This is a genomic window from Gracilibacillus saliphilus, assembly GCF_010994085.1.
Classification (GTDB): domain Bacteria; phylum Bacillota; class Bacilli; order Bacillales; family Amphibacillaceae; genus Gracilibacillus; species Gracilibacillus lacisalsi.
In genome coordinates this window covers 21,529-38,072 of sequence record NZ_WJEB01000012.1, presented here as the reverse complement: position 1 = coordinate 38,072, position 16,544 = coordinate 21,529, and the positions used below count along the sequence as shown (strand labels likewise).

Here is a 16,544-nt window from a genome sequence, read left to right as displayed (position 1 = left end):
AAATCCCTGCTTATCATTTGTAAACTTCCATGTTAAGCAGGGTAATTTTATATATAATTAGTATTCTTTTCCATTGTAATTGACATGTACTTATTTAGCTCATCGTTTCTTAGTATTACACCAAGCCGGAATAAACGTTAACAATGTCTTCGTGAATTGAATCAACTCTTCTAGTTCTATTTTTTCATCAACTGCATGTGCTTCATGTAATTTACCTGGACCATAAATCGCGGTTGGTATACCTGCATCACTAAACCACCCAGCATCTGTCACAGTCTTCGACATACCAACAAAAGGCTTTTCCTGTTCGATATCCTGATGTGACTTTTGGAGAAGTTTAATGGCGGGATGCTCTGGATCAATCTCTGCAGAAGGAAAAATCTCACCACGATCTTCTATCATAGATTTTCCACCCCATTCAAAATGAAGCGGATTTTTCTCAAACCATAAGTCGTCTTTAAGTGATTGATGGAGATATTCCTCTACTTCTTGCGAAACAATGCGATAATCTTCATTAGGATAAAAATGAACCGTAATCCAAAGGCGACATTCATCCGCAACAAAAGCTGCATGACGTCCCCCTTCTATAACAGCCGGATTAATAGTAGTTGTACCTTTTTTAAAGCCAGGGTACTCCTTTGTCTCCACCCATTTCTTCTCTAAATTACGAAGGCTTTCGATGACCTTGGTCATTTTCTCAATCGCACTGGCATCCTCGCCTGTTTCATTTAATTCCGCACGCATTGCATCATGATAAACACGTTTACTTTTAACCGTAACCCAACCTGTGATTACACCACCTTGACCATGGATTTCACGATTACTGCCATCAACAACTAACGTAAAGTCAGCATTATATCCTTTTTCAATACAAGAAAGTGTTCCCGCTTCACCGACTTCCTCACCAATTACCGTCTGCAACTGCAAATCGCCTTTTAAGTCAATTCCTTCTTCATGTAATAGCTTAGTCGCAAACAAGGCACATGCAACAGCCCCTTTCATATCAGAAACCCCACGGCCATACAGATATTTACCTTTTTCAGTAAGAGAGAACGGAGGCACTGTCCAACTAGATTCATCTCCCACCTCCGCTACATCAATATGCCCGTTAATAATCAGGCTATTATATGTATCAGAGTCTGTTCCTTTCTTAATCCCGACAAGATTAGGATCATTCGGGAAGACATCCCATCGTTCAGTGTCAAAATCTAATTTTTCTAGATAATCCGCGATATACTTCTGAATGTCAGACGTATTTCTAGCAGGCGGACTAACGGTAGGAAAACCGATAAGGTCAGATAAAATATACTTTAATTCATCTTTTCTATCATCTACTAAATTGGTTAATGCTCTGTTCATTCGGCATTCACCGGCCAATCTTCTTTCTTTTCAACCATATCCCAAAACATATATTCAAATTGACTAGTCTTCACCACAATCTCTTCAAGTCTTGCTAATTCCTGCTCTGGCTTGCCTTCTGCAATTTGGTTCATTAATTGTTTCGTTTCTTCCGCTAATGCGGTAAATTCATTAGAACTATACATTTCTACCCAACTGCTGTAAAAATTATCGTCTAATGCACCTGGCCATTTAGCCAGTGATTTCCCAATAAAATTGTAACTCCACTCACACGCTAGTACCGATGCAACTACATTTTCCACCCCACCACGCTGAGACAAATTCAACATATAACTCGTATATGCGGTAGTAATCGCAGACGGTTCTGTAGATTCAAGCTCCTCTTTCGAAATACCGAATTCCGCAGCATAGTTACGGTGCAAATCCATTTCCACATCTAAGACACCATGTAGTAGCTTGGCAAAAGTCGCCATTTTCTCCAAGTCTTCTGCTTTTGAACTCCCAATCGCAAACAATCTTGCATAATCGATTAGATAAACATAATCTTGCTTTAGCCAATGCTTAAACTTTTCCTGTTCTAGTGTGCCGTCACCTAACCCCTTTACAAAAGGATGTTCTAGATATGAATTCCAAATCGGTTCCACTCTTTTCCATAGACGATCGGTAAACAATGTAGTCATTTTACACTCTCCTTGTTTAATGAATAGAAGTTGCCAGAGAAGTCATGAAAGTTGCCAGTAAATCCACCATAGTTGCCAGATAACTTGCGAAAGTTGCCAGTAAATTTTGAGATTACATAAGAAAAACCCATCACCAATGCAGGGAGATGGGTTAGTAATGTACAGACTAATCAAACAATCTATATAACTACCAATTCCACTTCCCTACGCTAGTTTTAACTAGATCAGGTTCAAAGGGTCGATTTCCTCTCTCAGCATCTACATGCTCCCCTAGCCGAATGGTTAAATTATTCAGTTTCCATTTTAGTATACTAACAAATATTTGGAAATGCAAACACGATTAGACATGGACTCACCAAAACTTATCCATAAGTTGTTCATAATCTAAATTGCCGTACTAGACTGTTTAATTTTTCTGCTAATTTAGCTAATTCCTCGGAATTGGATGATACTTCTTCCATGGAACTGCTTGCTTGTTGAGCAGATGCAGAAGTTTGCTCCACTCCTGCTGCAGATTGCTCTGATATCGAAGCTATTTCTTCAATTGAGCTATTGATTTCGTTACTCGAAGCTGACATATCTGAAAGATTTGTTGACACTTTTTTTATGCTAGTTACCATTTCGCTTATAGAACTATTAATTTGTTCAAAAGTTTTTCCTGTTTGTTTGATTTGGTTTGTACCTGCTTCTACCTCTCCATACCCTTCTTCTAACGATTGTGACACATTAGCAGATTCATTTTGGATATTGGAGACAATTCCTGTGATATCAGAAACAGAATCAGCTACTTGTTCGGCAAGCTTTCTCACTTCATCAGCTACAACAGCAAATCCTTTTCCATGTTCACCTGCACGTGCCGCTTCGATCGCAGCATTTAAAGCTAATAAATTGGTTTGCTCTGAAATATCTTTAATGACCGACACAAGCTTGGTAATCTCTTGGGACTGATCATCCAAACCACGGACTTTCTCTACAGCTTCTTGAACAATCGTATGAATCCGTTCCATTTGTTTCACAGAATACTTCATCATTCCACTGCCATCTTCTGTTCTATTTAGTACATTTGTAGATACTGATTGGATTTGTTCACCATTTTCATTTGCTTCGTAAACTTTTTGTACAAATTCGCTCATTTTACTAGATACATTGCCTGCAAGATTAGCTTGAGTTTCGGAACCAGACGCCAATTCCTGCATTGTGACAGCAATTTGTTCTGTTCCAGACTTCACCTCATTGGCAGATTGATTTAATTCTTCACTTTGTGCACTGACAGTATCAGAAACTTCAGAAACTTGTCGGATCATTCCTTTTAGATAGTCACTCATTTTATTGATAGAACTTGACAATTGCCCGATTTCATCATTTGCTTGGTAATCTAGCTGTTCTATTTGTAAGTTACCTTGTGCTATTTCATTGCTGACAGACACTACTTTGGATAGGTTACGTGAAATGGTCCGATTCACCAGACTAATGAGAATAATACTGATAATTAATGAAACTACGATCGCAATGAACAGTGACGTTAAGACCACCTTTTGACTTTCCTTTGCTCGACTGGAAACCTCCTCCATCTCGCTATGTAGTAACTCTTTTAGTTCATCTATATGTTCTACTGCTTGTAAGCGTAGTTCTTTGGCATTTTCTGCTCGACTAGCTGCCAAATTTTCGTTTCCACTGTTTATGTATGAAACAACTTCCTCAAACTCATTATTAAATGATTTATCTAAGACAGCCGCTTGCTGATATAATTCTTTCTGCTCGTTGGTTTCCATACTTTCTTCTAATTCGGCATTTAACGCTGCTATTTGATCTTTAGACTCATTAAATTCATCAATTATTTCAGATGATGGATTTTCCATATATTGATAAAAATTGACTGCCTTAGCACGAAGCAACGACGCCATTTCTGTAGCATTGACTGCATTCATTTCACTTTCTTCCATCGATTGTATGTCCGATCTAATATTGTTTAGTAAGACACCTACTATGACTGTTGAAATGATAAACAACATCAATACTACACTTAAAATAAATCCGTATTTTCTTCCAATTTTGATATTTTTAAACCTCAACCTGTCTAACCACCGCTTTTGCATAATTATCCCCCTGTAGATAGCCAACTTAATATTGATTAAGTTTTTATGACTATATTATCATTACTTTTGGCATGATTCCACTTATTGGTTCTGATAAAAAGGAATCACAAATATGATATTTTCTGAATCAATATATCTACTTTTATAACTGAATGTTGATGGGAGTTGATAGTATTTCGCGAAAGTTGATAGTAAATTAAATTGTCCGTGTACTAATAACAATGGCAACATGCAGGATGATGGGTTAGTTTTATTTCTCAGCTAGATAAAACCTTGCAACACAATAATAGATTGTTCCAAAGAGAAAGAGCATGACTATAATCCAACTCGCAATGCCCGAGTAATCCCCGTTTAACATGAATTCACTTGTTAGATTAACAAAAACTATGGCTATCATGACAATATATAAATTTCTTAAGTATTTCATTTTTTCTTCGTCTCTCCTTTCGTTTGTAAAATTATAGATACAAGAACCCTCTACAATAGGAACTACTTACAATTCACTATCAAAATCTAAAATTTACTTTTCCTTAATCCACCTAAAGTATTTAAGACCAAATGAGTCGCAATTATAGATAAAAGATATGCGATCATAGGGTCTTGCGTTCCTAATACAAAAGTCAAAGAAAAAAATAATAGTGTAGCTATACAAAAAAGAATTATTAGATATAAAACAATACTCACCATAGTGATCATACTTAGCCTCCGTTAACAGTTGACATTGACTCTATCATCTTAACATAATATTCCAAAACTCACCTTCAATGTCGTTAGAATTTCATTAAAGAAAATGCGAGAAACAGTTAGCGAATCAAGAGTCTAGTTTCGATGTTGTTGTTCACAGGACGAGATCGAAGTTAGAAAATAAAATCTGTTTCTTAGTATTGCTTATCTAATGCCGATTTCGAGAACGGTTATGCTATACCGAAAAACAGCTATTAAAAATAAATTGCTTTTCAGATAATTCCATGATATTCTGTAAATATTTTGACGAACCATGTCGCCGAAATAATCTGATATTGAGCATTTATCTGATATTGATTAAAATAACGGAGGTTTAATATGTCATCACGAAGTTCATTAAGTGTCGTTACAGTAGGGTTTATGTTGTTTGCCCTATTTTTTGGCGCTGGAAATTTAATCTTTCCAGCACAATTAGGTCAAGCTGCTGGTGATAATTTACTTACTGCCAACATAGGATTCATCATAACTGGGGTTGGATTGCCTGTACTTGCTGTATTAGCATTAGGCATTTCAGGTAAAAGTAATTTGCAGTCACTTGCAAGTCAGGTTCATCCATTGTACGGTCTTATTTTTACGGTTGCATTGTATTTAACAATTGGACCAATGTTCGCATTGCCAAGAACAAATACTGTTGCTTATGAAATAGGGATCATGCCGTTTCTAGAGAACCAATCAATCAATTGGGCGTTGCCTGTCTTTACCATTATTTTCTTTGGATTATCGTTATACTTCTCATTACAGGCAAAAAAACTCGTGGATATTATCGGAAAGGTACTAACACCACTTTTATTGATTGTTATTGCGATATTAATCTTGGCTGCCTTTTTTAATCCTATTGGTACGATTCAGGAACCAACCGAGGCCTACTTGACAAACAGTTTCTTCAAAGGCTTTCAAGAGGGCTATTTAACCATGGATGTACTAGCAGCATTCGTATTTGGGATTATTATTATTAATGCCATGAAAGATCAGGGCGCTTTATCTAAAAAGGAACTCCTAGTTTCAACGATGAAAGCTGCACTAATTGCTGCAGTACTTTTAGCTATTGTATACTCCTCCCTTGCCTACCTTGGTGCAATTAGTACTACAGAGATTGGGTTAATGGATAATGGTGGAGCGATTTTAGCGGGAGCATCTGCATTCTATTTCGGATCATACGGGAAGATCATTCTTGGAATTATTGTTGTGGCTGCATGTTTGACGACAAGTATTGGACTAATTACGTCCTGTGCATCCTACTTTAATGAAATTGTACCAAATATATCATATAAGGTATGGGCAATTATTTTCACATTGTTTAGTGCAGTTGTTTCCAATTTCGGTTTAACTACTATTATAGAATTTTCTGTACCTGTGTTATCTATGCTTTATCCATTGGCGATGTGCTTAATGGTTTTAACATTCTTAAGCCCGCTTTTCAAAGGAAAACGAGAAGTATATCAAGTGAGTATTTTCTTCACATTTATTGTAGCTTTGTTTGATGGCTTAAATGCAGCTGGTATAAAGATACAAACAGTGAACGAACTATTTACAGCTGTACTTCCTTTATATACGGTAGGACTAGGATGGATAATTCCTGCAATTGCAGGTGGAATACTAGGTTTGATTTTAAGTTTTACGAGAAAAGAAGCCTAAAAATCATTTAAAAGAAAGTGCCTGTCACTTATTACGATCAAATCGCTATAAGTAGACAGGCACTTTTAATATCTGAATTATTCCTCCAACACAACCCGTGTATTTCCAATCATGTCATGAATACCTAGCTTTTGAGCACCAAATGCGACAAACAAGTACAAAAAGACACCGATAAAAAACACGCGGTGAATGAATCTTCCAATGATCTCGCGAAAGATTAGATCACTCCACCTAAGCGATTGACTATCCTCACGAATGACTCTTAAACCGAAAATCATTTTACCTAGTGTCTGGTTATAAAACTTTGTCATCAACAAAAAATAAAGATAAAAAACGATCGAGCTGATAATCCCTGCAACGGTCCAAAATCCGATACCCATCGTGAATCCATCGTTGATAAATTTAAATGGCACAAGTAAGATGCCGTTAATACTGAAAACAATAATTAAATCAACCAGGTATGCCCAGAATCGCATCCAAAATCCTGCATATCGAAATTTCGTTGATTGCGTAGTGGGATCATTCATTTGTTCTTCAGTCATTCCGACACCTCCTTATTGTGAATAGAGATACATGGCACGTGGCGCATTATTCTCTCTCAGTAAATCCTTAATACCAATTAAATCAGATTCTGATCTAAGCATACTTTGAACAGTACCACCAAACCATTGATTAAAATTAAAGCCAGGCTCGTATTCAATCACTTGAGCATTTGCCAAATCATGATCTCCCCTCATGATTTCTATCGTGTCATCTAAAGAACCAAGTTCATCAACAAGCCCTTCTTCTTGTGCTTGTGAACCAGTGTATACTCGCCCATCCCCTAATTCACGGACACGATCCTCGGACATCTCTCTTCCATCAACAATAACTTGCACAAACTCCGCATACATATCATCGATCATCGTTTGTAATATCTCGCGTTCATCATCTGTCATTTCACGAGACATTGACATAATATCCTTATATTCACCACTCTTAATCGTGTTAAAATCAATACCATGTTCATCAGCAAATTCGGCAAAATTAAAACTTTCCATAATCACACCAATCGAACCAGTAAGTGTCGCATTATGTGCAACAATTTTATCAGCTGGGGCTGAAATATAATAGCCACCTGATGCAGCGGTATTGCCCATTGATACATAGATTGGTTTTTCGTATTGTTCTTGAATTTCCAGGATCTTATCATGAATTTCTGCACTTTCCACGACACCACCACCAGGTGTATTCACACGTAAGATAATCCCGTTCACACGATTATCTTCACCAGCTTTATCTAGCATATCTAAAAAGCGTTGATGGTTATAAGAATTGGTATTAATTAACGTACTTGGTGTTGTGTCTTGAATTACCCCATCTAAATGAAGTACTGCTATTTTATTGTTGCCCGATCCTCTCTCAATCACCTTTTCACCGAATTTATCGTCCGGATCTTGAAAATTAAGCATGTTCTCAAAATCAGCAGTTGCCATGCTTGAGAAAAACTGAAAGCCTATTGAAGCCAAAAATAGCCCTGCAGCAACAACTAAAGCAATCCAGCGTTTTTGGTTCATATGTATTTCCTCCTTTTTTATATGTAAATTTCTCACTTTGTTAGTGATTAAACTCTTTTCTTGTAATTTTATGTACGGATGTTATTGCATGAAGGTTTCAGGAATAACTACATTTATCTTAAATTGTCATTGATTTATTACATGCGCGGTAAGCCATCATCAAAATCTGAAAAGACGAAAGTGCTAATTTGAGAAAATAGGGAGGCTTTTTCAATAGAGGGTGGGATTCTTGATTATATTGTTAATTAGCCTTATTTTTCCCCATTCCATTAACATTATAACAACTACTGCACTTAAATATCTCTGATCACCTTATATATATCAAAACACTCTAGGATTAATGATTGGAAATTAAATTACCGCATAAATATTGAAGTTTAAATAAAAAATAAAACTGTTCCAAATCTTATTAAAGGAATGATGATATGGGTTTAATGAACAGAGTATTAGCAGTGGGTGCTGCAGGTGCTGCCATTTATGGTATTACCAGAGGTGTACAAAACGGGACTTTTCAGCGGTTACCTGAAACAGTTAATAACGCACTAAATAATCCTCAAGTACAACAGTTTACGAAACCAGTACAAAATATGCTAACAAATCAAAACCAAAATAATACACAGCCAGCAAATGCAGTACAGAATGCTGTACAAACAGTTGCTGGTGAAGAAACTAACGACGCTTTTCTTTATGAACAATAAAATTCACTAAAACTAAGAGCAACTCCTCGCTCTTAGTAAGAGGTTTGGACTATCAAGTGTCTTTTGTACACGCGGGACTTGAACTCTAGAGCGTATCCACATGCTTTACACATTTAATAGCCTTAGCCATTTTTGGCTAAGGCTACGAATTGTATTTGGGAAAAGTAAAGCAGAATTTCTTTACTTTCTTAAGGAAGTTCTGCTTTTGTTCAGAGTCGAAGCCGCTAAACAATAACGATAATTATTACCCAGATAAAGGTAATTTGTTTTTATATATTTTTTGCTACGTAGTCGCCCTCTTCAAGAATTCTCCCCATATCGATCATTGGAAAGGCTATGATGACATCACTTTAAAATCATAACTTCCGGAACCCAATTCAATAAACGTACTTCCATTCTCATATCGGTAGGAATTTACACCTTCAAGTTCTGATAAAGGGGCACCTTGTTCGGTAATCTGTTCCGGTGAAACAGAGTTTAAAATAACAGTCGCTGTCGTGTTAACCGGAACAGTAGCATGATAGGTAAAAACATCCTTCCTATATTCCCATGCAGAAACTACCTTACCGTAGTTCGTATCTACACTGGCTGTCACCCAATCCATTTCAGCCCCTGTACGTGGCTCCAATAAAATATGTTTATAACCAGGGTAGCTAGTGGACGAGTCGATTCCTCCGAATACTTTATACAGCCATTCACCGATCGAACCATAAGCATAATGATTGAACGAGTTCATATCATCACTCCAGAACGAACCATCCTCTTTAATACTATCCCAATGTTCCCAAACAGTTGTAGCACCTTTTGTTACTTGATAAAGCCATGAAGGATAATCCGTCTGTAATAGCAACTTACAAGCAATATCGTGATAACCATGTTTACTCAATACCATATTTAAATATGGTGCACCAATGAAGCCAGTTGTTAAGTGATAGCTTTCCTTCTCTATTAAGATTGCTAAATCTGCTGCAACCTGTTTGCTCATTTGCTCTTCTACCAGTTCAAACATTAATGTTAAGACATGAGCAGTTTGTGTAGATACTGTTAATTGCCCCGTATCCGTTAGGAATCGCTCTTGATAGGCTTTTTTAATTTTATCTAGTAAAAACTGATAAGTTCTCACATCCTCGTCTTTTCCTAACACCTCTGCTGTTTTCATCAATAACTCTGTAGAGTGAGCAAAAAAAGCGGTTGCGATTAACTTTTTATCGGTTGCACCAGTATAAGTGTCAGGTTCTGAATCTAAGCCTAACCAATCTCCTAATTGAAAACCAGTATCCCATAATTCTTCTTTTGTCCCTTGACTGCGAATATATTCTACCCACTTCTTCATGCTTTGATATTGTTCTTCCAGAATTCGTGAATCACCGTAATAAACATACATGGACCAAGGAATAATCACCGAAGCATCTCCCCATGCCGCTACCGAATGGGTGACACCACCTAAATTCCCACTAGTTTTTTGAATAATATCCGGTATTACGTAAGGAACTCCACCATTTTCCAATTGATCTATCTCTAAATCCTTTAACCATTTCGTGAAAAATGGAGCCACGTTCTTCAGATATGCTGCTGTTCTAAAGAACATCTGTGCGTCACCAGTCCAGCCAAGTCGTTCATCTCGTTGTGGACAGTCCGTTGGTACATCGACAAAATTTCCCTTGAGCCCCCAATTAATATTATGATGTAGTTGATTGACTAAATCATTTGAACATTTGAATTCACCAGTATCAGTCATATCAGAATGTAGTACTATGCCTGTAAAGTCCTCTAATGCAATCTCATCTTTAAAACCTGATAATTTCACGTAACGAAAACCTTGGAAAGTAAAGTGTGGTTCGAACGTCTCTCCTGATGGATCGCCTTTTAATATATACGTGATTTTTTGTGTTGCTTTCCGCAAATTACCCACATAAAAATTGCCATCTTTATCGAGAATTTCAGCATGTGTCAAGGACACTTCTTGGCCTTGGTTACCCTTAACACGGAACTTCATCCAACCAACCATATTTTGCCCCATGTCTAGGACTATGTCTCCCTCTGGTGTGTGGATTAATTCTTTAGGTTTAATATTTTCGATTTTCTTTACTGGTTCATTTTGTTGGAAAATGATATTATTCTTGGGATAATCTATTAACTCTGTTGCTTGCCACCCGACATCATTAAATGCTTTTTCCGACCAACCTACTATTTCGTCACGGGCATCATAAATCTCACCAAAATATATTTCAGACATCTTGATCGGACCTGTCGAGGTCTTCCAGCTATCATCTGTTACAATGATTTCCTTTTCACCGTCTTCATAAGTAACATGTAATTCAGCAATGCCTGCTCTCCGGTCACCATAAATATTGGTTCTGCCTTCAAAGCCAAAATATCCTTTATACCAACCATTTCCTAGAATCATGCCGATTGCATTTTCACCTTTATGTACTTGCTCTGTTATATCGTATGCCTGGTATTGAACTCGTTGTTTGTAACTTGTCCAACCAGGAGTAAAATAACAATCACCTACTCGCTTGCCATTTAAATGAAGTTCATATAATCCCAATGCACTTGCATAGGCTCGCGCATATTTGACCTCTTTGGAAAGACGAAACGATTTTCTAAGATAATTACAATCCTCTAAATCTTCCGTTTGAGGAGAAGCAATCCAATCCGCTCGCCAATTATCAGAACCTAGCATTCCTGTTTCCCAAAATGCAATCTCTGACCAATTTGATATATTACCAAAGTTATCCCATACTCTAACCCGATAAAAATAGGTTGTAAAAGCTTCTACCTCTAATTTATTAAGGCGAATATGGACACTTTGATCAGATACTACTTTCTCAGAGTCCCACAATAGTTGACTAAATTGTTGATTCAATGATACTTGCGCTTGATAGGCAATTTGTTTTGTAGCTCTTGTTGTTGAAGATAATTTCCAGCTGATCCGAGGCTGTTTAACATCTAAGCCTAAAGGGTTATCTAAATACTCACATCGCAATGAATCTACCTGTAGCATGATTTCACTCCTAATTTCAAAAATTATAGATTATACTTTCGTATTAAATACGTAGGTGTACAGCTCCATGCATGACAATAACTATTTATCAAATGACTTCCGTATGGGGAAAAAGTAAGGTCTTCCGGATTGAACAGTTCCCAAAAAGTATCAGCACCTAAATCTACCATTTTCCCCCAGTAACCTATCAGATACTTGATCGCTAGTTCTCGATTATCACTAATGACTAAAGCTTCGACAAGATGATGATACATATACGGCGTATTAATGCCTACAGTCGGATTCTCTTCGAGTAAATGATGTAATAGTTTCTTATTCTTCTCTTTATCAAATACACCTGCTATTACCATCCAAATTTGACTTGCCCATGAAACCTGCCTATCTTCACCACTTATAAAAAAACCTTGTTCCTTATCCCATAACTTTTCGATTGCTGCATTGGTGACAGTAGTTAGTTTTTCTTCTAGCCAATTCAACTTAGGATCTGTTATAATCTTCGCCATTTCAGTTGCTTTTTTTAATGCATAGATGAGGATAGCCTGTGAAGCGGTTTGCTTGTTTAATTGTTCTTGCCAATCAATAAAAGACCACCAGGATGGATCATCGATTACAATATTATCTTCTGAAAGTCGATCCAATGCATTTTCAACTTGCGCTAGTGCAGTAGGCCATAAATCTTGGAGTGTCTGGATATCATTCGTTGCTTGATAATAGTCATGCAATGTCGTTGTGAAAAATAAAGAATAGTCGAATAGATAAGTATCATCTGCTATAAGCTTTGGTTCTATAAATAAATTGGCTGCTACTTCTCCCTTTTGATTAGGAACCGCTGCAAAAAGATATAAACAACGCTTAACAAGATCATTATTTTGTACGGTTTCATAATTGGCTAAAGCTTGTAGACGTAAATCACCTAGCCATAAGCGGCGGTCTCGTTTAGGACCATCCTCAAAGATATCTTGCATACAATCTGCTAGCGTTTTAACACTGATTCGATCTATTTCAGCTAACTGAGGATCGGGATGATTTAAAGTAGGTACTCTATGAAAATCGGCAGAGGTTATCGTTTCACAAGCTATCTGATCAAAGACTACTTTATATTTAGGAGATGTGTCTAAAACTGTAATTTTTAAATAACGAAAACTATATCTTCTTGGCAACGTTATTTGAGTCGGCAACACATCGACATGGATAGCTTCTTCTTGAAGCCAAGAGCTGCTTAACCAGCCATCATATTGATCAAAAGGCTCCGATACCTCTACCGGCATCTCACCAAAGATTAATTTTAAATGTAGTGGTGCATCAGGAGGACTACCAACTGGTTTTAAAGATAATGTTACATAGCCAACCATATGGTCTTTAAAATCAACAATAAAGGAATCATTCTTTCCGTATGCTTGCTCCTTCTGGTCTTCCCATCCCCCTTCTTTTCTGAGATTCCAACCATGTATAGCATCCTTATCTTGGTACGTGGTTATCACATGCTCCGGACTTTTTTCTTCTTTATAAAAAGTTGGTTTTACAGCTTCTGCTGTTTGTTTAAACTCATTATTTTCCACAATGGTTCTTGCTTTACGTGTTTGCATACTCATAGTTAAAACCTCCTAGGCTAATTCTAAAACTAAATTTACCCTTTGACAGCCCCACTTGTCATGCCCTTCATAACCGTTCGATTTAAGAAAAGATATAAAAACAGTGTTGGTAATACTGCCATCGAGATCGAAGCAAATGTTGGCCCCCATTCTCTTTGGCCATATTGCCCTGCAAAGCTCATTAACCCTGTTTGAATTGTTCTTAATTCGGAATCACTAATAAAGGTCATTGCGAAAATTAAATCATTCCAAACGAAGAAGAATTGAACAAGAGCCACCGTTACAACAGCATTTAAAATCATAGGAAGTGCAATCGAAAAGAAAATACGGTAAATGTTTGCACCATCCATAACTGCCGATTCTATCAATTCATTTGGCACTGCTTTGAAATAACTTGTAAATAGAAAGATAGTTAGTGGTAACCCGAAGGCAACGTACACGAGAATTAATCCAAATAGATTATTCAATAAACCAGTATGAAAGAACATGGTGAAAAGTGGTAGTAACACAATTGGAACCGGGACCATAATACCGGAAATAAAAAGTAACAAAACCCCTTTTTTCATTTTCCATTGCATTTTTTCAATAGCAAACGCTGTTGCTGCTCCTATTATTATAATCAAGAATAATGCTGGAAATGTAGCAATGATACTATTTTTAAAATAAGTGCCCATATTTCCAGTATTCCATGCTTCCACATAATTCTGAAAATAGAATCCTTCAGGCAAAGCATACATTGGTGATGCACCGAACTCTCCCGGTGCCTTTAATGAAGACATTAGCAACCAAAATACTGGATATACAGCTATAAGTACAATAGCAAAAATGAGTAATTTTCCCAATACATTAGCCATTACATGTCTAGCGTTAACTTTTTTCTTCTGTTTAGCTGCAGCTAATTCCATCGAAAATCCCCTCCTTATTTCGTTGCATCCTTCCATGACACTCTATATACAATAAGCGTAATAATTAAAGTAAGGAAAAGTAAAACTAACGCAATTGTACTCCCATAACCGTAGTTACCACTTGTAAATGCTTGTTGATACATATAAACAGATAATGTGGTAGTAGATTTACCTGGCCCTCCATTGGTTAAGGCTACAACTTGCTCAAATACTTTTAATGTACCACTCAAACTAAAAATAATAGAAGAAATCAGAATAGGCTTAATTAATGGTAAGATGATAAATTGAGTTAATTTCCAGCCTTTTGCTCCATCAATTTTAGCAGCTTCTAAGACATCTTCCGGCACATCCATTAGTCCTGCATATAAAATAACGGCATAGAAACCCATAGCTTTCCAAATTTCCATAATACATAAAATCCAAAATGCTGTACTTGTCTGTCCCAACCATGGTGCAATAAATTGCTCCATATCGAGAGCAGCTAATAAACTATTGATTAACCCGTAATTTGGTGCAATTTCAAATAGTTTAGAGAATAATTGTGCAATCGCCACTGTAGGTAAAACAACCGGAAAAAAGACTAGCGTTCTAATTAAAAAAGAAGCTCTTTTGATATAGAACACGAACAATAATGATAACATTAAACCTAAAAAAACTTGGCCTGTTGTTACTACTAATGTAAATTTAATGGTGATCCATAAACTGTTATAAAAATCTGAATCATTAAATATCGCAAAATAATTACTTAAGCCTGCAAAATCAAAACCTTTAATTAATGACCCTTCAAAAAACGTATAGACACTTGACCAAATGATTGGTACAAAAAGCAGTGTCATAAATATGATTAATGCAGGTGCAATAAATAATAATATTGCCTTGCGATCACCTAAGACCTTATGCATCCTATTCACCTCAAATTCAGTTAGATCTTATTACTTAGAAAGGAAGGTTATCTAACCTCCCTTTCTCTACCACTCTGTTAGTTCTGCATCTAGTGATTCTAAATATTCTTCAGGTGTCATATCTCCATTGACTAATAGTTGTGCATTTTGTTCTGCTACTAATTTTTGATCTGCATTAAATCTTCCTTCAAACCAAAGCGCAGCATTTTCAGCCTTATCAATTGTTTCTAGCGTTAACTCTGTTAATGGACTAATTTCTTCTGGCATATTTTCTACAGTGAAACCTGACACCATTCCCATTTCCTCCATCGCTCTTTCTCCATATCCAGTGAATGCTTCCTTCACCCATTCTGCCATCTGTTCATCATATTTTTCCGCTGAAATACTTAACGTTAGACCGGCATTCATTGACCAATCAGAAAGTTTCCCTTCTCCGCCTTCTACTAGTGGCACATTGAATAAACCAATATTGTCAATACCGATTTGATTTCTTTCTTCGTTATTAAAGTTTGCTACGTCCCAACTACCGCTATAATAAATAGCTGCTTGCCCTTGTAAGAATGTATCTAACGCTGTGTCCCCATCAATCGTATTCACACCTTGGCCGAAATAACCAGCTTGCCCCATATCTTGTATCGTGGTAACAGCCTCTACAAATCCTTCGTCCGTTATGCTTAAATCTCCATTACTCACATCTTCCATCGCGTTTGCTCCATAGTAACGGATAATATAACCATTAATTAATCTTGTAATCGGCCATCTTTCCTTACCTGCTACAGCGAAAGGCTGAACACCTGCAGCTAATAATGTTTCACTTGCCGCTAATAACTCATCCCAAGTTTCAGGAACTTCCAATCCTTGCTCATCGAAAATTTCTTTATTGTACCAGAATCCTTCAATATTTAGTTCAACAGGCAATGCATATAATCCACGATCACCGCTAAGTTGTTTTAGTAAATCTACTGCGGCTGGATTTAACTGATCTTCAATACCTAACTCGTTAAATGCTTCTTCAACGTTTAATACAGATCCATTATCAATCAAGTCTCCAAGCTGATTGGATTCATATTTAAATAATTCTGGCAGATCATTACTTGCTGCAAGTAGAGATATTTGTTGTAAAATATTATTTTGTTCGATTGTTTCTATTTGTAAATCTGTGTCTGGCCGTTCAGCATCGTAATCTGATAAAAGTTTTGCCTCTTGTACATCTGGTGTATCCTCTGTAATAAAATCTATAGTACGCACATCATCACTAGCATTTCCTTGACTTTCATTATCTTCATTAGCTCCATTGTTCGAACTACATCCGACTATGATCAATAACATTAGTGCAAATGTAACTGTAAGTATTGCTTTCAATTTCATCC

Annotated in this window: 12 protein-coding genes and 1 riboswitch; of the genes, 2 read left to right on the top strand and 10 right to left on the bottom strand. The window is 36.7% G+C overall.

What is annotated here, in order from left to right; all coding sequences use genetic code 11:
* Positions 1-99: 99 nt before the first annotated feature.
* The 3 genes from GHT08_RS11015 to GHT08_RS11005 all read right to left on the bottom strand — a co-directional run bounded on the left by GHT08_RS11015 (position 100) and on the right by GHT08_RS11005 (position 4,135).
* Positions 100-1,359 (bottom strand): acetylornithine deacetylase, encoded by a 1,260-nt coding sequence (locus GHT08_RS11015; RefSeq protein ID WP_163581462.1) that lies wholly within the window; start codon positions 1,357-1,359, stop codon positions 100-102.
* Positions 1,356-2,039 (bottom strand): thiaminase II, encoded by a 684-nt coding sequence (tenA, locus tag GHT08_RS11010; protein ID WP_163581461.1) that lies wholly within the window; start codon positions 2,037-2,039, stop codon positions 1,356-1,358. Before tenA ends, GHT08_RS11015 begins: the two co-directional genes overlap by 4 nt.
* Positions 2,040-2,223: 184 nt before the next feature.
* A riboswitch (TPP riboswitch) is annotated at positions 2,224-2,321 on the bottom strand.
* Between the two features lie 95 nt (positions 2,322-2,416).
* Positions 2,417-4,135 (bottom strand): methyl-accepting chemotaxis protein, encoded by a 1,719-nt coding sequence (locus GHT08_RS11005; RefSeq protein WP_163581460.1) that lies wholly within the window; start codon positions 4,133-4,135, stop codon positions 2,417-2,419.
* Positions 4,136-5,197: 1,062 nt separating this feature from the next.
* Between GHT08_RS11005 and brnQ the strand changes: the two genes are divergently transcribed.
* The gene (brnQ, locus tag GHT08_RS11000; protein WP_163581459.1) at positions 5,198-6,514 is read left to right on the top strand and encodes a branched-chain amino acid transport system II carrier protein; all 1,317 of its coding nucleotides are present in this window, start codon (positions 5,198-5,200) and stop codon (positions 6,512-6,514) included.
* 77 nt (positions 6,515-6,591) lie between these two features.
* Here the strand turns inward: brnQ and GHT08_RS10995 are convergent, their stop codons facing one another.
* Both GHT08_RS10995 and sppA read right to left on the bottom strand, forming a co-directional pair.
* Positions 6,592-7,056 (bottom strand): RDD family protein, encoded by a 465-nt coding sequence (locus GHT08_RS10995; RefSeq protein ID WP_163581458.1) that lies wholly within the window; start codon positions 7,054-7,056, stop codon positions 6,592-6,594.
* A gap of 12 nt (positions 7,057-7,068) precedes the next feature.
* Positions 7,069-8,070 (bottom strand): signal peptide peptidase SppA, encoded by a 1,002-nt coding sequence (gene sppA, locus GHT08_RS10990; protein WP_163581457.1) that lies wholly within the window; start codon positions 8,068-8,070, stop codon positions 7,069-7,071.
* 425 nt (positions 8,071-8,495) lie between these two features.
* Here sppA and GHT08_RS10985 point away from each other — a divergent pair, with 425 nt between their 5' ends.
* On the top strand, positions 8,496-8,768 hold the full coding sequence (locus GHT08_RS10985) for a hypothetical protein (protein ID WP_163581456.1): 273 nt from the start codon (positions 8,496-8,498) through the stop codon (positions 8,766-8,768).
* Positions 8,769-9,102: 334 nt separating this feature from the next.
* On the opposite strand, the gene GHT08_RS10980 is transcribed toward GHT08_RS10985, so the two are convergent.
* From GHT08_RS10980 to GHT08_RS10960, 5 genes are all read right to left on the bottom strand, one after another.
* Complete coding sequence (locus GHT08_RS10980; RefSeq protein ID WP_163581455.1) at positions 9,103-11,775, bottom strand: alpha-L-rhamnosidase; 2,673 nt, start codon at positions 11,773-11,775, stop codon at positions 9,103-9,105.
* 23 nt (positions 11,776-11,798) lie between these two features.
* A complete protein-coding gene (locus tag GHT08_RS10975; RefSeq protein ID WP_163581454.1) occupies positions 11,799-13,367 on the bottom strand; it encodes an alpha-L-rhamnosidase-related protein in 1,569 nt (522 codons plus the stop codon).
* Between the two features lie 35 nt (positions 13,368-13,402).
* The gene (locus GHT08_RS10970; protein ID WP_163581453.1) at positions 13,403-14,272 is read right to left on the bottom strand and encodes a carbohydrate ABC transporter permease; all 870 of its coding nucleotides are present in this window, start codon (positions 14,270-14,272) and stop codon (positions 13,403-13,405) included.
* Between the two features lie 14 nt (positions 14,273-14,286).
* On the bottom strand, positions 14,287-15,174 hold the full coding sequence (locus GHT08_RS10965; protein WP_163581452.1) for a carbohydrate ABC transporter permease: 888 nt from the start codon (positions 15,172-15,174) through the stop codon (positions 14,287-14,289).
* A gap of 66 nt (positions 15,175-15,240) precedes the next feature.
* On the bottom strand, positions 15,241-16,542 hold the full coding sequence (locus GHT08_RS10960; RefSeq protein ID WP_163581451.1) for an ABC transporter substrate-binding protein: 1,302 nt from the start codon (positions 16,540-16,542) through the stop codon (positions 15,241-15,243).
* Positions 16,543-16,544: the final 2 nt, after the last annotated feature.